Consider the following 18967-nt stretch of genomic DNA (forward strand, 5'->3'; position numbering starts at 1 on the left):
TTCTATACATCGTGCGGCATATGTGGCAAGTTTCGTTCCTTTTCCTTCTGAATAACTTTCGATCGCTTTAATCAATCCGATGGTCCCGATGGAAATCAGATCTTCTGGATCTTCGCCTGTATTTTCAAATTTCTTGACGATATGGGCAACTAATCTGAGATTATGTTCGATGAGCATGTTGCGGGCATGTTCATCACCTTCTGCCATCAGCCGTAAATATTTTCGTTCATCAGCAGCAGATAATGGTTGGGGGAATGCATTATTCTTTACGTAAGAAACGAGAAAAATTAACTCCTTAAAGAAATAACCCAGCGCTGTTAGGACTCCAGACATATTTCCACCTCCATTAGGACTTAAGCCTATAATCATTCATATGATAAGGAGGGGATGTCCTTGCATGTCCAGGGAAAGTAATCGGGAAAATGAGCATTTTTTCCAACGTTAATTCCGTAATAAAGATGTGAACTGCCTATACGCTCTTTCCCTATATACATATACTGATAGTAAAAGTGAGTGAGGAGGTATGGTCATGCCTTACGGATATCCGTGTTACGGTCCAGTCTATCCAGGTTGCTACGGCTACGGTGGAGGAGGCTTCTACTTCGCCCTCGTCGTCGTACTACTCATCCTACTTTTCCTATTCGGTGGCTGGTGGTACTACACCAATTGCTAACAGAAAAGCGGAGGCGGCTCGAACTGGCCCGACAAGCATAAGTTGGATTGACCGGAAAGGCGTTCTTTGCCTTTTTGGTCGATTTAACTTATGACCTCGAGGGCCAAGCCGCCGCAGCTGGACAAGAGAAAAGCGGAGGCGGCTCGCACTGCCCTACAAGCACAACAAAAAAGAACCCGGAGAATCGGGTTCTTTTCAATATTACATCTTCTTCAAGGTAAACGGACTGATCATTAATATCGACAGAACGATTACCATGCATACCATCAGTACGCTTGAAACAAAGGGAATGGCGAAATAGGAGATGGTCAGTAAACAGCCGGCAGCGGTAATCGGGAGGCCGGTAAAGTAGCCGTCATTATCAGAGATATTGAAGCGTGCCAGACGATAGGCGCCGCAGGCTAAATATAAAATGGTGAAAAACATGCCGGGTAAGTCAAATTGGCTGAGAGCGGACGTATACATAAGCAACGCCGGGGCCACTCCGAAGGAAATGATGTCACTCATGGAATCAAGTTGCTTTCCTAATTCTGACTCGATGTTTAATTTCCTCGCTACCATCCCATCAAACCGGTCCGTTAAGGCGGCGATGAAAATGAGGATCAAGCTTAAATGTAATTGGTTATGAAGAATGGAAATAATGGCAAAGCCACCCAAGGATAAATTGGTCAGGGTAATCAGGTTGGCTGTTTGTGCTTTAATCTTCTTGAACGTTTGATCGAGGACGCCGGAGAGAAACAATCAGCTCTCACTCCTTTTAATAAAGTTTGTTCACTGTTGAACATGAATCATGGCTGAAGATGCTTAAAGAAATGATTGTAATGGCACACAGTGAAAAAAGATTCTTATTAATATAGTATATAATAATATTTTATTATATACTTATGAAACTGCTAAAGTTAATCGTTTTTTGAAATTAAGCAGGATTTTTTGAGGAACTCTTAGTCTTTAGGTTGGACAGCAGATGAAATATCGGGGAATACATTTAATAAAAAAGAGGACGGATTGTAAACTAATCCGTCCCGTTTCATGTTACTATTCTACGAAGTAGCTTTTATTTTATTCGTAAGGGATCGACGGTGAATTTCCATTTCGATGAGGCGAATGAATTCTGTATTGAGCTTCAGCTCGATTGCTTTGAAATAAGAATCAATTAACAGTTCGTCCGATAACTTCCTCATTAATGCCACCTCCAATAATCATCAACTTTTTGTATTTCAAAACTTAATGTAAGTACGTTTTCAAGTAATAATTAAACTTTACCAAATATATTTTTTCAGAACAAGCGTTCCGTTATCCACAGTTCACGGTGGATAAGTTGTGACTATCTTGTATATAACTGGTAAATAAGCGATGTTTGTGTTCTGTATAATGTGAATAAGGTTATCCACAATTCTGAATGAAACTGGAAATTTGTCGAAAAATATTTATTTGTTTTAAGAATATGTTTGGATTTACAGTAATATATATGATTTATTTTGAATCTGTATGTAAAATTGGTTATCATTAATCTGTTATAGGTTAAAGGTATAAGAAAGAAATCATTTTGTTATTAGAGAATGTACAACTAAAGAAAATATTGAAAGCAGTTATCTATATAATTGTAAAAGAAATTTGAGGTGTAGCGAGTGATCAAACAGTTTTTACCAAATGAGCAGGTTCAGGATATTTTCAGTATCAGCCCGGATCATCTAAAGGAAAAGGGAATCAAGGCAATTATCACAGACCTGGATAATACGTTAGTGGAATGGGACAGACCCAACGCCACCCCGAAATTAATTCAGTGGTTCAAAGAGATGCAGGAACAGGGGATTCTTGTGACCATTGTATCCAACAATAACAAGAGCCGTGTCGGGGCATTCGCTGAACCTTTAGGTGTTCCATTTATTTTTCAGGCACGAAAGCCCATGGGACGTGCATTCAAGAAAGCAATAAAGGAAATGGGCGTAAAGAAGGAAGAGGCGGTTGTCATCGGGGACCAGCTATTAACGGACGTACTGGGTGGGAATCGCAGCGGCTTTCATACAATATTGGTTGTCCCTGTGGCCCAATCGGATGGTTTCTTTACGAAATTCAATCGTCAAGTAGAACGCAGGATCATGAAGTTTTTCAAGCGTAAAGGCATGCTTGAGTGGGAGGATAAACAGTGAGTGAAGTTGTTTGTATAGGTTGTGGCGTTGAAATCCAGACGGAAAATAAAGAAGGTATGGGGTATGCACCTCCTTCGGCTCTTCAAAAGGAAGAGATCATCTGTCAACGCTGTTTCAGATTAAAGCATTATAATGAAGTTCAGGATGTTCCATTGACCGATGATGACTTCCTGAAAATATTAAACGAACTTGGTGACTCTGAAGGCTTGATTGTAAAGGTTGTAGACATCTTTGACTTTAATGGAAGCTGGCTTCCGGGACTGCACCGCTTCGTGGGATCCAACCCGATCCTTCTGATTGGAAACAAGGTCGATCTTCTGCCGAAGTCCGTCAAGCACTCTAAGCTGATTCATTGGATGAAGCATGAAGCGAGTCAGCTTGGATTAAAACCAATCGATGTTCAACTGGTTAGCGCTGCCAAAGGTCAGGGGATAGCCGAAGCAATTGAAGCGATTGAAGAATATCGGAATGGTAAAGACGTATATGTAGTAGGATGTACGAACGTAGGAAAATCCACGTTCATTAACCGCATTATCAAACATGTGTCGGGGGAGCAGGATGTCATCACGACTTCCCACTTCCCTGGAACGACTCTTGATATGATTCAGATACCATTGGATGATGAGGAATCACTGATTGATACCCCTGGGATCATCAATCATCATCAGATGGCACACTTTGTAGATAAACAGGATTTGAAAATCATCACGCCGAAAAAAGAGATCAAGCCGAGGACGTTCCAGTTGAATCCTGAGCAAACGTTGTTCTTCGGCGGGTTGGCACGATTTGATTTCTTGGCAGGGGAACGTCAGCCCTTTACCTGCTATTTCTCTAATGAGCTGTCTATCCATCGTACGAAGGTTGAAAAAGCGGATGAACTTTATAAAAACCATGCAGGTGAGTTATTGCAGCCGCCAAGAAAAGATGACATGGATTCGTTCCCTCAGCTTGTGAGACATGAATTCAAGATCAAAGAAGCGAAAACGGATATCGTTTTCTCAGGGCTCGGATGGATCACCGTGAATGATGCAGGTGCGACCATTGCGGCACATGTTCCGAAAGGCGTAAGCGTCTTTTTGAGAAAATCTTTGATCTAGGAGGGATTCTGTGGCTCTTTATGGTGTAATTGGGGACCCGATTGCTCATTCCATGTCTCCTTTAATGCATAACAGTGCATTTAAAGAAAATGGAATCGATGCAGAATATGTGAAGTTTCACGTGAAGAAGGAACAGCTCCCCGAAGCGATCCTCGGGATTAAAGCGTTAGGCATTAAAGGTGTGAATGTAACAGTTCCCCATAAGGAACAGGTCATGCCTCTATTGGATGAAATTGATCCTTTGGCGGAGGCCATCGGTGCTGTCAATACGATCGTGAATGACAATGGAAAGCTGATCGGCTATAATACGGACGGCCTTGGTTTTGTTGAGGGTTTGAAGAAGTTAGCCGGGGATTCAATTAAAAACAAATCGATTCTGATCATTGGAGCAGGCGGTGCTGCCAAGGCCATTTATTATACCCTTGCCTCATCGGGAGTGGGTAGAATAGATGTAACCAACCGGACGCCCGATAGAGCGGAGAAGATGATGGAAACATGTCCCTTCGCATTGCAATCTGTGTTCCTGACTTTGGACGATGCTGAGAACGTACTGCAAGAATATGATGTCATCATCCAGACGACGTCTATAGGTATGTATCCTCATATCGATCAAAGTCCTTTGAAAATCGGCAGGTTAAAGCAGGGAAGCATCGTCAGCGATATTATTTATAATCCATTAGAAACAGCACTATTAAAGCAAGCTAAACAAAATGGGGCCCTCACTCAAAACGGACTCGATATGTTCGTGTTTCAGGGGGCGCTCTCATTTGAGAAATGGACAGGGATCTTCCCTGCCCATACCATAATGAAAAACATCGTTTTACAACAACTAGGAGGTCAACATGTTAACAGGTAAACAAAAAAGATTTTTACGTTCTGAAGCACATCACTTAAATCCGGTTTTTCAAGTAGGAAAAGGCGGAGTCAATGATAATATGATCAAGACAATAAGCGAAGCAATCGAAGTAAGGGAACTGATGAAAATCAGCATCCTTCAAAATTGTGATATGGATAAAACTGAGGTGGCAGAACAGCTATCGAAGGGTGTCGGCGCTGAACTTGTCCAGGTCATCGGAAACACCATCATTCTTTACAAAGAATCAAAAGAAAACAAGCAATTAATCCTCCCAAGATAAGGATTGATACAATCATGAAGAAGGTTGGACTTCTGGGAGGCACATTCAACCCTCCGCATATGGGTCACCTGGTCATTGCGGAACAGGTGCTTGAGAAGGCAGACTTGGATGAAATCCGTTTTCTTCCGAATCATGTGCCCCCACATAAACAGATGGATGATACTGTATCGGTGAATCAACGACTACAGATGCTGCAGGCAGCGATAAAGGGCCATCCCCGTTTTTCCATTGAACGGATCGAACTCGAACGACAAGGCGCATCCTACACATATGACACCATCAAGCTCTTGATGGAAAGAGAAGAGGACACCGAATTTTCATTTATCATTGGAGGGGATATGATTGAGTATCTTCCAAAATGGTATAAAATCGATGAACTACAGAAGATGGTGAAGTTTATTGGGGTGAATCGTCCTATGTATACCCATGAGACTTCCTTTGATGTGCAATTGATTGAAGTCCCGGCAATAGATCTTTCTTCTTCTTACATTCGTGACACAGTAAATAAGGGACATTCCGTTCGGTATTTAGTTCCAGATGATGTGTATCGAATTATAAAGGAGGAGAAGTTGTATGAATAAAGAAAAAGCCCTGGAAATTGTAAAGGGACATCTGACCGAGCATCGCTATATTCACACATGCGGTGTCATGGAAACAAGCATCGAACTTGCGCATAGGTATGGAGCGGACAAAAAGAAAGCTGAAACAGCTGCCATATTTCATGACTATGCAAAGTTTCGGGATAAACAAGAAATGAAGGCGATCATTGAAGAAGAGAATCTATCAGGGGAGCTGTTGCTTTATAATAGCGAGCTATGGCATGCGCCTGTCGGGGCACTGCTGGTAGAACGTGAGATAGGGATAAAAGACGGGGAAATCCTGGATGCCATCCGTTTCCATACATCAGGTAAAGAGGGGATGACGATCCTTGACAAGGTGATTTATTTAGCCGATTATATCGAGCCGAATCGCGGGTTTCCAGGTGTGGAAGAAGTGAGGGAGCTTGCTAAAGAATCATTGGATGCTGCACTTATAAAGGCTCTTCAGAATACGATGACGTTTCTAATGAAAAAAAATCAAGCGATCTATCCTGATACATTTCGCTTTTATAATGAATTAATTTTAAATCAGAGGAGATGAAGGAATGGAACAGAATTTAGTAGAATTAGCGTATAAAGCCGCTGATGACAAACGTGCTGAGGATATTGTTGTATTGGATATGAAAGGTGTTTCGTTGATTGCGGACTATTTCCTGATCTGCCACGGAAACTCGGACAAGCAGGTACAGGCAATCGCCCGTGAACTGAAAGACGCAGCAGAAGAAAAAGGCTATACGGTCAAACGATTAGAAGGATTTGATCAGGCAAGATGGATTTTAGTTGACTTGGGTGACGTTGTCGCTCACGTGTTCCATAAAGAAGAAAGAGGTTACTATAACCTTGAACGCCTGTGGGGAGACGCGTCATTCGTGGAAGTCGGACAAGGTGAGAACCTCTAAATGAGTTACGAACGTTTTGCTTATGTGTACGATTATCTCATGCAGGACGTCCCATATGAAGGCTGGTTGGAGTATGTCAATCAACAGGCAGTAGAATGTTCTATTCATGGGAAAAGAATACTAGATATCGCTTGTGGAACTGGGGAATTGTCCCTGAGGCTTGTGCGGGAAGGATACGATGTAACGGGTGTCGACTTATCCAGTGATATGTTGATGGTTGCCAAGGAAAAGGCAGAGGCCCAAAACCTTCAGATTCAACTGTTCCAACAGGATATGTCAAAGCTCGATTCCCTTGATGAATATGATATTATTACGATTTTTTGTGATTCATTGAATTACCTGGAAGACGAGAGTGACGTGGAACATACGTTTAAAAGCGTCTACGCTCACTTGAAACAAGGGGGATTATTCCTTTTTGATGTCCACTCCATATTCAAGATGTCACAAATATTCACGAATCAAACCTTCACCTTAAATGATGAACACGTCTCCTATATCTGGGATTGCTTCCCGGGAGTTGTTCCCAATAGTGTGGAACATGAACTAACCTTTTTTGTGAAGGATGATGAAACCGGACAGTATGAGAGAGTGGAAGAGCTCCACAAACAGCGTACCTATCCCATTCTGATGTTAAATGAGTGGCTTTTGGAAAGCGGGTTTGAAGTAGTGAAGATCACCGCAGACTTTTCCGGTGACTCTCCAAACGAACAGAGTGAGAGAATCTTCTTTGCATGCATAAAGAAATAATAAAAGCCGGATTGCCACAAGGCGGTCCGGCTTTTATTCGTGAAAAAAATAAAAATAAAGAAGGAAAAAAACAATTCGTGTCGAAATATAACTTTAAGGAGTTTTCCTAAACCCCGAATTGTGATTTTGTCCCTTCAATATCATCCACGAATTTCTCTTGTGTGGCTTCGAATAACTTCTCGAAAACATCTCCTAATTCTCTTTCCATTACAGAAATCCCTATACCCGTCACTCCTCCTTTTACACAAACTTTCTCTTGAAGAGTCGGTAACGTATAAATGTTTTTCTTTAATAAGTCTCCAAGGCCAACCAGCATTTCAGATGCAAGGACCGTCGCGGTTTCCTGATCTATTTCCGTTACTTCCACAGCTGCATTGATGAATTGTTGAGTAACATAACTGAAAAAAGCCGGCCCGCAACTTACGATGTCAGAAGCCACCCGTGTCACATTTTCATCAATTTCAACAGGTGTGGATATATTTCGGGCAAGGGTAGTTAAATCCCGCCTCCAATGATCTGAACATTGATCACCAAATGTTAAAAGGGACACTCCGCTCAAGGCGCGATTTGTGATGCTTGGGATGAATCGGGCGCAAGAACAGCTTAATAATGACTCTAATTGACCGACACTAACCGGGCTGGTGATGGAAACAACGCATTTTCCCTTCGTGAAGCTCTGCTTATTCTCCTGAATCACATCATACACATCATGTGGTTTTACACAGATGAAGATGAGATCAGATGCAGAAATCACATCTCCATTTGAATAGCCTACATTGACTTTATTGAATTTCTTCTTTATATCCTCAGCTTTCTTAATTGAACGATTCGTAATATGAAGATGCGAAGGAGAAATCGCATTGGATTCAATGAGAGCCTCAATGATGATTTTCCCCATGTTTCCTGTTCCGATGATACCTACTTTCATGTTCAGCCCTCCTTCTATCACAGTCTCTCCTAAAACTTATGAGTCCCTTGCAATGATTATTCCACCCGAGGTGATTTCCGTGCGATCCATAATTGAAAAGTACAGAACGATTCTGGTCATGGTTTTGATTTGTAGTGTTTTCCTGATTGCCTATATATTGAAAAATGCATTCCAGCCGTCCATTGAGGAATCTTCCTTTACAGCAGCACCGGTGAAAAAAGAAGAGGAGTCTGAACCGGCGAAACCTCCGGAGAACGTATATGTAGATGTAAAAGGACAAGTCGTGAACCCTGGACTTTATGAGGTGAGGCAGGGGGACAGGTTGAAGTTTGTCATTGACAGGGCAGGCGGTTTCACGGAAGATGCCGATCGGAAAATGATAAATTTAGCTGTCAAGGTATCGGACGAAATGATGATATACGTCCCGAAAGTCGGTGAAATGGAACGCCTGGATCTTCCTATTCCTTCTTCTGGTGCTGAATCAGGGCAGGATAAACTCAATATCAACACGGCTTCCCAACAGGACTTTGAGGGCCTTCCTGGAATCGGGCCATCCAAAGCGGCCTCGTTTGTACAGTATCGCGATGAGAATGGACCGTTTACTGCAATTGAAGAGATTACAAACATATCCGGCATCGGAGAAAAGACATTCGAAAAATTAAAAGAGCATATTTTTGTTCAATGAATTGACGAAACAGAGGGAATCTTTATACACTTAAACAAGCATGAAGAATACACCGCGCAATAACAGAAGGAGGAATGGGGATGGAAAGAATAGCTTGGCATCAATATTTCATGGCTCAAAGTCAACTGCTTGCCCTCCGCAGTACGTGCACAAGACTGGCAGTGGGTGCAACCATCGTAAGGGACAAGCGGATCATTGCAGGGGGCTATAATGGCTCCATTGCCGGTGGGGATCATTGTATTGATGAAGGATGTTATGTCATCGACAATCACTGCGTAAGGACCATTCATGCAGAAATGAATGCCCTTCTGCAATGTTCAAAATTCGGTGTCGGGACGGAAAATGCGGACATATATGTCACTCACTTTCCTTGCCTTCAATGCTGTAAGGCGCTGATACAAGCGGGAATCAAGACGGTTTATTATGCAAAAGATTACAAAAATCATCCATATGCAATAGAACTGTTTGCTAAGGCAGATGTTCATGTTGAGAAGGTACCTTTTCAAGAAAGCAGTATCGACGTGAAACATAAGGAAAAAGCATCTTTGATGACCCAATTGATTCAGGAGCTCAGACAAGAGGGAGTTTCAGAGGAGAAACTTCACCACTATGAACAGGAATACATAAAGCTTTTCAATGAGTAGAGGGTTATATCTCTACATGGCTTTGGCGGCTCTATCCGGGACTTTGCTGGCACTTCAGGTTTATTGGGGTGCTGGCATCCTTGTCCTTCTCCTCTTTTCTCTATACTTCAGAAAAAGCCCCTTCACCACCATCCTGCTTGTTTTTTTCTTTATCATTTTCTCTTTCTTCAATGCCCATTTACACCAAACTCTTCAGAAAACAATACTTTCCCAACAAGCTAGTGCTCATACCATTCAATTGACTATAAAAGACATCCCGTCCATAGATGGCAATTCATTCATTTCCCTGGCGACAATAAGCGGTGAAAAAATCCTGGCACGCTATTATTTCACTTCAGAAGAAGAAAAGCGAGCGTTTAAACAATTGAAACCAGGTGCTGTATGCGAAGTGGAGGGGGAACTTACTGAACCCCTTCCAAATAAAAATCCGAACTTATTCAACTATAAAAAATTTCTTTATCATCAAGGGGTTTATTGGTTCCTGGATATAAAGGAATTCGAGGGGTGTGAAAGTAAAAGTTCTTGGAAGGATATCTTGATTACGCTGAGATTCACTGGTTTAAAAAACATTGAAGAGAGCTTTCCACCTACCACTGTCGGAGTGACTCAGGCATTATTATTCGGGGAGACAGGGATGATTGAAGAGGACACGATGAAGTCATTCAGAGAGCTCGGTGTTGTTCATCTTCTCGCCATTTCAGGTCTTCATGTGGGTATGTTATTTGCGTTTCTTCATCATTTTTTATTAAGGGCGGGTGTAACCCGGGAAGCTGCATCATGGATGGGCATTTCATTTCTCCTTTGCTACATCGTACTGACAGGCGGCTCACCTTCTGTTGTCAGGGCATCTTCTATGTTGATCGTCCTTCTGTTGGTCAGAAAAACATCCCTGAATATCAGGGTATTCGATAGTTTGGCCGTAGTATTTCTAATTCTTGTCTTATACGAACCATTCTCGGTTTTTAACGTAGGTTTTCAACTGTCGTTCGTGGTCAGTTTTTCCTTGGTTATTTCTTCTCGGACGATATTAAAGGATGCATCCTCCCTCAGGCAAATGCTCATGGTAACAATCGTCGCCCAATTATCTTCACTTCCCATCGTGATCTATCATTTCTACGAATTCTCCTTAATCGGTTTTCTGACGAATCTCTTATATGTCCCCCTTTTTTCCACTATCGTCCTTCCGATGGCCATCATCATGTATTTTCTATCGTCAATTGTAACTGCCGGATGGGTAATGGTTCCTTATGAAACCCTGTTGGAAGGAATTCAATGGCTATCTTCTGCGGTATCTTCCTTTCCTCTCAGCACTTTGGTGATGGGAAGACCTCATTTTCTTGTTTTACTCTGTTATCTTATTCTGATCTATTACGCATTTGTCGGTTTTGAAAGGAGGAAATACTTTTCGGGTGTACTGTTGATTTTATTGGGATTCCTTCATCTCCTTTGGAACAATTTTCATCCTTATGGGGAAGTCGTTTTCATTGATGTGGGACAAGGAGATGCAACCTTGATCGACCTTCCTTATAACCGTGGTACCTACTTAATCGATACAGGAGGGGAAATTCAGTTCCCTAAAGAGAAATGGGAGGAAAAAAGCAGCTCTTTCTCTGTAGGAGAGGACATTGTGGTTCCATTTTTAAAAAGCAAAGGAATCACGCGTATCGATACGTTGATTTTAACTCATGGGGATCTCGATCATGTAGGCGGGGCAGAGGCTGTGTTAAACGAAGTGGAGGTAACGGAAATCTTGATCAGTCCCGGAAGCAGGGAAAAAGTCGAAATGGAAAAGATTGTTGAAAAGGCACAGAACAAAAGGGTTTCCGTTAGAGAGGCGATGTTTCCGAGCGGTTGGCGTGGTGATGAGGAAGGATTACATATCGTTTCTCCCCTGGATGAAGCATATGAAGGGAATAATGACTCCATTGTCATCTATGGAGAAATCGGATTGAGAAAGTGGTTGTTTACAGGCGACTTGGAGGAGGAAGGGGAAAGTGGGTTAATGAAGACATTCGATCTGCCCGTCGATGTGTTAAAAGTCGGTCACCATGGCAGTAACACAAGTAGTACAGAGCCATTTCTTGAAGAAACGAATCCAGACGTCGCAGTCATCTCTGCAGGAGAAACCAATCGATTCGGCCATCCTCATCCTGACGTAGTAGAGCGATTGACAACAAGGGGAATGACCATTTATAACACAGCAATGAACGGGGCAATCACCTATCGATTTTGGGATAAAAGAGGAACGTTTTCTGCCCAACTGCCATAGGATGTAGAACAAACAAATTAAGCGCTAATGAAAAAAAGGGGCAGACCTATTCCAAAGAATCAGGGCGTTCAAACCATCTTTATGATACCGAAAGTACCATATATGGAAGTTGAAGTAACCGGTTTCTTTAAGGTCTGCCTCCTATTTTTCATTAAGATCCAATTAATTTGATCGCTGTTGCAATAATGAACATTAATGCAAAGAATCCAAAAGAAACACCGAAGGCTACACCTGAATCTACTGCATCATTTCTTTTTGATTGTACATTCTTTTCAAATTGGTTCACAATTACCCCTCCTATTTCTATTCTAGTATAGAACAACGCTACTGAAAAATCTATACTTCCCTTTACTTTTTCCTTTACTGACAAGAGTTGTCACCCATAAGTTCATGGATGTGTGGTGACACTAATCAATACAAAGGAAATACCGTTGACGGATTAGGTTCCTAGGTCTTATCCGTCAACGTTAATATAGATATAGGGGGTGTCCTATATGAGGGATGTCCCCTTTACCCCTTGCCAAAACCAAAAAGCTTTTTTACCATAGAGTAGAGAAAAGACTTAATGGAGAGTGCTGATTTGGTTATCGATACATGGAAAAAAATAGAGAAGTCTCAATTTGCCGCTATATATTTAGTTTACGGAAATGAGTCATTTATTATTAATGAAACGAAACAAAGGATTGTCTCAAGCGCCATTTCAGAGGAAGAAATGGATTTTAACTTTTCCAGCTATGACCTGGAGGAGACGCCGATAGAAGTAGCGATTGAAGATGCTGAAACCTTTCCCTTTATGGGAGAAAAAAGAGTAGTCATTCTTCAGAATCCCGTTTTTTTAACGGCTGAAAAAACAAAAGAAAAGGTAGAGCATAATATCAAGCGCTTTGAACAATACATACAATCACCTGCACCATACACGATACTTGTAATCACCGCGAATTACGAGAAATTGGACGAGCGTAAAAAAGTCACCAAGTCCTTAAAAAAACTCGCGGAAGTAGTGGAAGCCAAAAAATTGAATGAGCATGAACTGAAATCCTGGGTAAGGGAAAGGGCAGCCGGAAATAATGTTCAGATCGATGAAGATGCCGTTGAATTATTGCTCACGCTTGCAGGAACAAACCTGATGATGCTCACTCAGGAATTGGATAAGCTCTCTTTATATGCAAGTGACACGAACAGGATCGATATAGAAGTAGTAGAGCGGTTAACCGCCAGATCGCTGGAACAAAATATTTTCACCCTGGTGGATAAAGTTGTTCACAGGAGAATCGATGAGGCATTAAGGATCTATTACGATCTCCTCAAGCAAAATGAAGAGCCTTTAAAAATCCTGGCGATCCTGGCTGGTCAATTCCGCTTGATCTACGGTGTCAAGGAGCTGTCTCGAAGAGGATATGGTCAACAAAAGATTGCATCCACCTTAAAGGTGCACCCGTTCAGGGTGAAACTGGCAGCTGGACAGGCAAAGCACTTCAATGATAAACAGCTGGCCATTATTATTGATCTACTTTCACAGGGGGACTATGAAATCAAAACAGGCAAGATCAAAAAAGAACTGATGATAGAAATGTTTCTATTTAAGCTTCATGATCAAAGTTTTACGTAAAAAAAACCACCCGGCCGTTTTGGCAGGGTGGTTTTTTTCAATTAGTTCGCTTTTTTCATTAGGCGAGACTTTTGACGATCTGCAGCGTTTTTGTGGATAAGACCTTTTTGAGCTGCTTTGTCTAATTGACGTACCGCTTCAGTTACTAGATCTTTCGCGTTATCAGCGCTGTTAGTCGCAGCTGCTTCTGCTTTCTTGATAGCAGTACGCATTGTAGATTTTACTGCAGCGTTTTGAGCGTTACGCTCGTTGCTAGTTTTTACGCGTTTGATAGCTGATTTGATATTTGGCATTCCTGTCACCTCCTATAAAAGGATCGAGATTCTATGTGACTCGATTTAAATTCCTAAACAATAAGAACAAATGATATTTTATCAAACGGTCAGTGATATTGCAATACTATGAAGTGAAATTAAACAAGTGAATGAACACCTCCCAAAAAGGTAAACATAAAAAAATACTGGATAATATCCCAAGCCTGGAGGTAGAGTCGAAATGAAAAAAGAAGAAATCGATCTAAGTAAATATTCCATCCGTACCGATCTTGCCGTGGAAGCAAAAGAAATGGTGGATGCAGATAAAGCGGAAAATACGTCATCCATACAGGGTGTCATGATTAAAGAAAGAGAAGAAGACGGAGTGAAAGTTTCCCTGGTCACGGTGACACCTGAAGGGGAAGAAAAAATCGGCAAGAAACCGGGAAATTATTTGACCATCGAGGCTCACGGTATACGTGAAGAAAATACAGAGCTCCAACAACGGGTTGAAAAGGTATTCGCCAATGAACTTAGCCAATTTTTGATTAATAATAAGATCAGCAAAAATGCAAGCTGCCTGATTGTCGGGTTGGGAAACTGGAATGTGACTCCTGATTCTCTGGGACCACGGGTATGTGAAGATGTCATTGTGACAAGGCATTTATTTGAACTTCAGCCTGAATCAGTGGAAGAGGGGTATCGGCCGGTCAGTGCCCTCGTCCCAGGTGTCATGGGACTGACGGGGATCGAAACGAGCGATATCATATTCGGAGTAGTCGAAAAATCAAAGCCGGACTTTATCATAGCCATTGACGCCTTGGCCTCCCGTTCCATTGAACGCGTCAATGCGACCATCCAGATCTCAGACACAGGTATCCATCCGGGATCGGGAGTGGGGAATAAACGAAAAGGCCTCGATCAGGAAACGCTTGGTGTCCCGGTCATAGCGATCGGTGTCCCTACCGTACTGGATGCTGTAACGATCGTCAGTGATACGGTGGATTTCCTATTAAAACATTTTGGAAAAGAAATGAGAGAAGGCGATCGTCCGTCAAGATCCCTTGCTCCTGCAGGATTAAGCTTCGGTGAGAGAAGGAAATTAACAGAGGAGGACCTGCCTGAGGAAGAGCACCGACAAACCTTTATGGGCATTGTTGGGACACTGCCGGATCAGGAGAAACGGAAGCTGATCCATGAGGTCCTTGCCCCAATCGGTCATAACCTGATGGTAACACCGAAAGAAGTGGATGTATTCATGGAGGACATGGCGAATCTGATCGCGAGCGGCCTTAATGCGGCGCTGCATGATGCAGTGGATCAGGAGAATACGGGGTATCAGACGAGATAAATGAGGATTGATGATCACGCCTTGAGGGGAGTCCAGACCTTGAGGCGTTTTTGGTTTTCAGATTTAGCGTGGTAAGACGTTTCACTGATAAATATGGAATATCGCGGATATCTTCCCTGAATGTCTTATTGACTGCCCCATCCCAAAGACAGTAGAATCCCGTGTTCTAACCGGCAATCCCCACCCACCGCAAAAAATAATAGGTCCCCCCGTTTAACTTTCTCCCAATCATCTCATAATGACTACTAAATATAGTTCTACTATCTCTATCAAATTCATAGATTGTACTAGAGTAAAGAAAAAGAAAGGGTGGGAAAATGAGATCATATAAAGCCTCTAACTATGTTATCGCGATAAATATGTCAACGATACTGAAAGGGATGCTGATCTTTGTGGTGGGATTACTTTCGATTTTTTCGGTTACAGGTATCCTCACATCCTTGAACCCTGAGTACAGAATTACGTCGAACTCTCTCAATCAAGCTGCTTCCAATGTGAAGGGTGAGGTTTTATATAAGATATTGGCAATGGAAAACCGGTCTTTCAATCAGGTTTTTCCAGAAGAGGAGCGGGCTTTACCCGGACTGTCTTCTATTTTGTTTCAGGTGGCAACCAACGTAAGCTTTGAAGACCCGCGAAGCTTCCTTGGTCGTGAGCTTCCCGGCTTCTCGATTTTCGATGGGGACATCATGGTGGCAGGAGAGGGGACGGATTTTACGAATATGCCGATTGAATCTGTGCCGCCTCCTGAGGCTCTGGAATCAGGAAATGAAGCCCCGCTCAAGAATGTAAGCGATTTGAAAGAAACCAATCAAAAAAGCGGTGACGTGGCACCGCCATTATCCACCGGAAAGAAAAAGACGGTCCTTCTTTATTTCACTCATACACGTGAATCCTATTTACCTTACTTGGAGGGAGTCACGAATCCCGATTCTGCCATGCATTCTAAAATCAATGTAACCAGGGTAGGGGATATGGTGAAGCAGGATTTGGAGGATCTCGGGATCGGTACGAGCATTGATAAAACGGATGTCATCCAGAATCTGAATAATAAAGGTCTCGATTATTGGGCGGCTTATCAGGAATCGAGACCGCTCGTGCAGGCAGCGATGACCAGTAATAAAGATTTACTGTATATGGTCGATATTCATCGGGATTCCCAGAGAAGAGATGTTACGACCGGAACGATCAATGGAAAATCATATGCGAAGCTTGCCTTTGTGGTAGGAGAAGAGCATCCCAACTATGAGAAAAACCTGCAAGTGGCCACAGAACTTCATAGACGACTGGAATCGAAGTTTAAGGGGATTTCACGCGGTGTCATTGCCAAAAAAGGAAGCGGGACGAACGGGAAATTCAACCAGGATCTTTCCGGGAACGCCATGCTCATAGAGTTTGGCGGGGTGGATAATACGTTTGAAGAGCTTGAGAGAACCGCGGAGGCGTTCGCTGAAGTATTCGCGGATTACTACTGGCAGGCAGAAAAGGTGGATCACGCACCGATTACTCCAGCTGTAAGTCAGTAATAAAAGGATGGATGAAACCATGACAAAATTTTTTTTGAAATGTTCACTTCTCATAGCTGCATTGTTCATCGGGGTGTTGATCGGGATGCAATACGCCAATGAAGGAATTGTAGAAATGAAGGGTCATGATCAACAAAAGTTCACCTCTCCCGTCGGAGTCAGTCAGAACGGGGAAGGGAATGTAGAGGCATCCTTCCTCGGGAATGAGGTGGATGCCAAAACCTTGAGTGAGAAGAAAGAGAAATTAGAAGAGATGAAAGCCTTCAACGTCTTTTCATCCATCGGTAAAGTGATAGCGGATACGATTGAAAGTATCACCAATAAGATTGTCGATGTGATCGCTTCATTGATATAAAGATAAAAGAGCAGGCCATTACGGTCTACTCTTTTTATTGTTATATGGATGACCGGATTCTTTGAAAAATGAAGGGAATCTTACAATTCATCCCACTCCTTTTAGTTTACATTGAATAATATATTGTCTACTGCTATAATTCAAAATAGTGTACATGTGTGGAAATAACAGGAGTTGAACGAATAATGAACCGTGAAGAGAAATTAGAGAGACAGTCGAGAATCAGGAACTTTTCCATTATTGCTCATATCGACCATGGAAAGTCTACCCTCGCTGATCGGATACTAGAAAAGACGAAAGCACTGACTGCGCGTGAAATGAAAGCGCAATTGCTAGATTCAATGGATCTTGAGAGAGAACGTGGAATCACCATTAAATTGAACTCTGTACAATTAAAGTATCAGGCCAAGGATGGGGAAGAATATATCTTCCATCTCATTGATACACCGGGGCACGTAGATTTTACATACGAAGTATCCCGTAGTTTAGCTGCTTGCGAAGGAGCTGTCCTTGTAGTGGATGCCGCTCAAGGGATCGAAGCCCAGACGCTTGCAAACGTTTATCTTGCCTTGGATAATAACTTGGAAATCCTTCCAGTTATCAATAAAATCGACCTTCCTGCAGCTGATCCTGAAAGGGTTCGTCAGGAAGTAGAAGATGTCATCGGTCTGGATGCATCGGAAGCTGTCCTTGCATCAGCCAAAGCCGGAATCGGAATCGAGGAAATCCTTGAGCAGGTAGTGGAAAAGGTCCCTGCTCCTACAGGAGATCCAGCTGCACCATTGAAAGCCCTGATCTTTGACTCATTGTATGATGCCTACAGAGGGGTCGTTGCCTACATCCGTGTGATGGAAGGAAGCGTCAAAGTAGGGGATAAAGTCCGTATGATGGCAACTGGCAAAGAGTTTGAAGTGACCGAGATCGGTGTCTTCACACCGAAAGCGACGGGTCAGAAAGAATTGACCGTCGGCGATGTTGGTTATTTGACGGCAGCAATCAAGAATGTAGGGGATACCCGTGTCGGTGATACCATCACCCTAGCGAACAATCCTGCCGAGGAAGCACTGCCTGGGTACCGTCGATTGAATCCGATGGTCTACTGTGGTTTATATCCGATTGATTCAAATCGTTATAACGATTTGAGGGAAGCACTCGAGAAGCTTGAATTGAATGATTCCGCGCTTCAATATGAGCCTGAAACATCACAGGCATTAGGATTTGGGTTCCGTTGTGGATTCCTTGGCCTTCTTCATATGGAGATCATTCAGGAGCGTATCGAACGTGAATTCAAAATCGACCTGATTACGACAGCGCCAAGCGTTATCTATCATGTGAATTTGACAGATGGCGAAGAAGTCAAGGTCGACAACCCGTCCATGATGCCGGATCCGCAAAAAGTCGATCATGTAGAAGAACCATATGTGAAAGCAACGATCATGGTTCCGAACGACTACGTCGGTGCCGTCATGGAGCTTTGCCAAGGTAAACGAGGTAATTTCATCGACATGCAGTATATGGATGATACCCGAGTGAACATCGTTTATGAAATCCCGCTTGCTGAAATCGTATATGACTTCTTCGATCAATTGAAGTCGAATACAAAAGGGTACGCTTCATTTGATTATGAGCTTATTGGATATAAGGAATCCAAGCTTGTGAAGATGGATATCCTTTTAAATGGTGAAAATGTCGATGCTTTAAGCTTTATCGTTCACCGTGACTTCGCTTATGAACGTGGTAAGCTGATCGTTGAGAAGTTAAAGGAGTTAATTCCGAGACAGCAGTTCGAAGTGCCCGTACAGGCAGCGATCGGACAGAAGATTGTTGCAAGATCAACGATCAAAGCGATCCGGAAGAACGTTCTGGCTAAATGTTATGGTGGAGATATTTCACGTAAACGTAAACTTCTTGATAAACAAAAAGAAGGTAAAAAACGTATGAAGTCCGTTGGTAACGTTGAAGTTCCGCAAGAAGCCTTCATGGCCGTCTTGAAAATGGACGATACAGATAAAAAATAATGCTCATGAACATAAAGGGGGAAAAGT

The 18967-nt window shown here is 42.5% G+C and carries 22 protein-coding genes; 16 read left to right on the plus strand and 6 right to left on the minus strand.

All coding sequences use genetic code 11. From position 1 onward, the window contains the following. From KYJ26_RS14365 to sda, 3 genes are all read right to left on the minus strand, one after another. Positions 1 to 333, minus strand: a 333-nt coding sequence (locus KYJ26_RS14365; RefSeq protein WP_307513949.1) for a sigma factor, incomplete at its 3' end; no start/stop codon positions are given. A 541-nt stretch (positions 334 to 874) separates the two neighbouring features. Next, a complete protein-coding gene (pssA, locus tag KYJ26_RS14370; RefSeq protein WP_219168092.1) occupies positions 875 to 1414 on the minus strand; it encodes a CDP-diacylglycerol--serine O-phosphatidyltransferase in 540 nt (179 codons plus the stop codon). A 299-nt stretch (positions 1415 to 1713) separates the two neighbouring features. Beyond that, on the minus strand, positions 1714 to 1854 hold the full coding sequence (sda, locus tag KYJ26_RS14375) for a sporulation histidine kinase inhibitor Sda (protein ID WP_206850132.1): 141 nt from the start codon (positions 1852 to 1854) through the stop codon (positions 1714 to 1716). Positions 1855 to 2301: 447 nt separating this feature from the next. Here sda and KYJ26_RS14380 point away from each other — a divergent pair, with 447 nt between their 5' ends. The 8 genes from KYJ26_RS14380 to KYJ26_RS14415 are packed head-to-tail and all read left to right on the plus strand — an operon-like array spanning position 2302 to position 7301. Then, entirely contained in the window at positions 2302 to 2823 is a 522-nt protein-coding gene (locus tag KYJ26_RS14380; protein WP_219168093.1) for a YqeG family HAD IIIA-type phosphatase, read from the plus strand. Then, complete coding sequence (gene yqeH / locus KYJ26_RS14385; protein ID WP_219168094.1) at positions 2820 to 3920, plus strand: ribosome biogenesis GTPase YqeH; 1101 nt, start codon at positions 2820 to 2822, stop codon at positions 3918 to 3920. The genes KYJ26_RS14380 and yqeH overlap by 4 nt, the downstream gene beginning before the upstream one ends. Positions 3921 to 3930: 10 nt before the next feature. Continuing rightward, on the plus strand, positions 3931 to 4776 hold the full coding sequence (aroE, locus tag KYJ26_RS14390) for a shikimate dehydrogenase (RefSeq protein ID WP_308807564.1): 846 nt from the start codon (positions 3931 to 3933) through the stop codon (positions 4774 to 4776). Then, complete coding sequence (gene yhbY, locus KYJ26_RS14395; RefSeq protein ID WP_219168095.1) at positions 4763 to 5056, plus strand: ribosome assembly RNA-binding protein YhbY; 294 nt, start codon at positions 4763 to 4765, stop codon at positions 5054 to 5056. Before aroE ends, yhbY begins: the two co-directional genes overlap by 14 nt. 14 nt (positions 5057 to 5070) lie before the next feature. Then, a complete protein-coding gene (locus KYJ26_RS14400; protein ID WP_219168096.1) occupies positions 5071 to 5637 on the plus strand; it encodes a nicotinate-nucleotide adenylyltransferase in 567 nt (188 codons plus the stop codon). Then, positions 5630 to 6196, plus strand: a complete 567-nt coding sequence (gene yqeK, locus KYJ26_RS14405) for a bis(5'-nucleosyl)-tetraphosphatase (symmetrical) YqeK (protein WP_219168097.1) — start codon at positions 5630 to 5632, stop codon at positions 6194 to 6196. Before KYJ26_RS14400 ends, yqeK begins: the two co-directional genes overlap by 8 nt. Before the next feature lie 4 nt (positions 6197 to 6200). Beyond that, on the plus strand, positions 6201 to 6554 hold the full coding sequence (rsfS, locus tag KYJ26_RS14410) for a ribosome silencing factor (protein ID WP_098353151.1): 354 nt from the start codon (positions 6201 to 6203) through the stop codon (positions 6552 to 6554). Beyond that, a complete protein-coding gene (locus KYJ26_RS14415; protein WP_219168098.1) occupies positions 6555 to 7301 on the plus strand; it encodes a class I SAM-dependent DNA methyltransferase in 747 nt (248 codons plus the stop codon). It begins immediately after the preceding gene. A 106-nt stretch (positions 7302 to 7407) separates the two neighbouring features. On the opposite strand, the gene comER is transcribed toward KYJ26_RS14415, so the two are convergent. Further along, the gene (comER, locus tag KYJ26_RS14420) at positions 7408 to 8229 is read right to left on the minus strand and encodes a late competence protein ComER (protein WP_219168099.1); all 822 of its coding nucleotides are present in this window, start codon (positions 8227 to 8229) and stop codon (positions 7408 to 7410) included. A 79-nt stretch (positions 8230 to 8308) separates the two neighbouring features. On the opposite strand from comER, the gene KYJ26_RS14425 reads away from it, so the two are divergent. The 3 genes from KYJ26_RS14425 (at position 8309) to KYJ26_RS14435 (ending at position 11827) form a co-directional block, all read left to right on the plus strand. Continuing rightward, positions 8309 to 8914 (plus strand): helix-hairpin-helix domain-containing protein, encoded by a 606-nt coding sequence (locus KYJ26_RS14425; RefSeq protein WP_219168100.1) that lies wholly within the window; start codon positions 8309 to 8311, stop codon positions 8912 to 8914. An 80-nt stretch (positions 8915 to 8994) separates the two neighbouring features. Beyond that, complete coding sequence (locus KYJ26_RS14430) at positions 8995 to 9558, plus strand: ComE operon protein 2 (RefSeq protein WP_219168101.1); 564 nt, start codon at positions 8995 to 8997, stop codon at positions 9556 to 9558. Between the two features lie 16 nt (positions 9559 to 9574). Then, the gene (locus tag KYJ26_RS14435; protein WP_219168102.1) at positions 9575 to 11827 is read left to right on the plus strand and encodes a DNA internalization-related competence protein ComEC/Rec2; all 2253 of its coding nucleotides are present in this window, start codon (positions 9575 to 9577) and stop codon (positions 11825 to 11827) included. Positions 11828 to 11978: 151 nt separating this feature from the next. On the opposite strand, the gene KYJ26_RS14440 is transcribed toward KYJ26_RS14435, so the two are convergent. After that, positions 11979 to 12113 carry a YqzM family protein gene (locus KYJ26_RS14440; RefSeq protein WP_034757445.1) on the minus strand — a complete coding sequence of 45 codons (135 nt, stop codon included), beginning with the start codon at positions 12111 to 12113 and terminating at the stop codon, positions 11979 to 11981. Positions 12114 to 12407: 294 nt separating this feature from the next. Between KYJ26_RS14440 and holA the strand changes: the two genes are divergently transcribed. After that, positions 12408 to 13436, plus strand: a complete 1029-nt coding sequence (gene holA / locus KYJ26_RS14445; RefSeq protein ID WP_219168103.1) for a DNA polymerase III subunit delta — start codon at positions 12408 to 12410, stop codon at positions 13434 to 13436. Between the two features lie 41 nt (positions 13437 to 13477). On the opposite strand, the gene rpsT is transcribed toward holA, so the two are convergent. Then, positions 13478 to 13729, minus strand: coding sequence for a 30S ribosomal protein S20 (rpsT, locus tag KYJ26_RS14450; protein WP_034757447.1), 252 nt, complete (start codon positions 13727 to 13729; stop codon positions 13478 to 13480). A 202-nt stretch (positions 13730 to 13931) separates the two neighbouring features. On the opposite strand from rpsT, the gene gpr reads away from it, so the two are divergent. The 4 genes from gpr to lepA all read left to right on the plus strand — a co-directional run bounded on the left by gpr (position 13932) and on the right by lepA (position 18940). After that, positions 13932 to 15041: a GPR endopeptidase gene (gene gpr, locus KYJ26_RS14455; protein WP_219168104.1), complete on the plus strand. Its 1110-nt coding sequence runs from the start codon at positions 13932 to 13934 to the stop codon at positions 15039 to 15041. Between the two features lie 317 nt (positions 15042 to 15358). After that, positions 15359 to 16567 (plus strand): stage II sporulation protein P, encoded by a 1209-nt coding sequence (spoIIP, locus tag KYJ26_RS14460; protein WP_219168105.1) that lies wholly within the window; start codon positions 15359 to 15361, stop codon positions 16565 to 16567. A 19-nt stretch (positions 16568 to 16586) separates the two neighbouring features. Next, positions 16587 to 16922 (plus strand): DUF3679 domain-containing protein, encoded by a 336-nt coding sequence (locus KYJ26_RS14465; protein ID WP_219168106.1) that lies wholly within the window; start codon positions 16587 to 16589, stop codon positions 16920 to 16922. Between the two features lie 185 nt (positions 16923 to 17107). Beyond that, positions 17108 to 18940 (plus strand): translation elongation factor 4, encoded by a 1833-nt coding sequence (gene lepA / locus KYJ26_RS14470; RefSeq protein ID WP_257475058.1) that lies wholly within the window; start codon positions 17108 to 17110, stop codon positions 18938 to 18940. The last annotated feature ends 27 nt before the right edge of the window (positions 18941 to 18967 follow it).

This window comes from Rossellomorea orangium (assembly GCF_019334305.1).
GTDB lineage: Bacteria > Bacillota > Bacilli > Bacillales > Bacillaceae_B > Rossellomorea.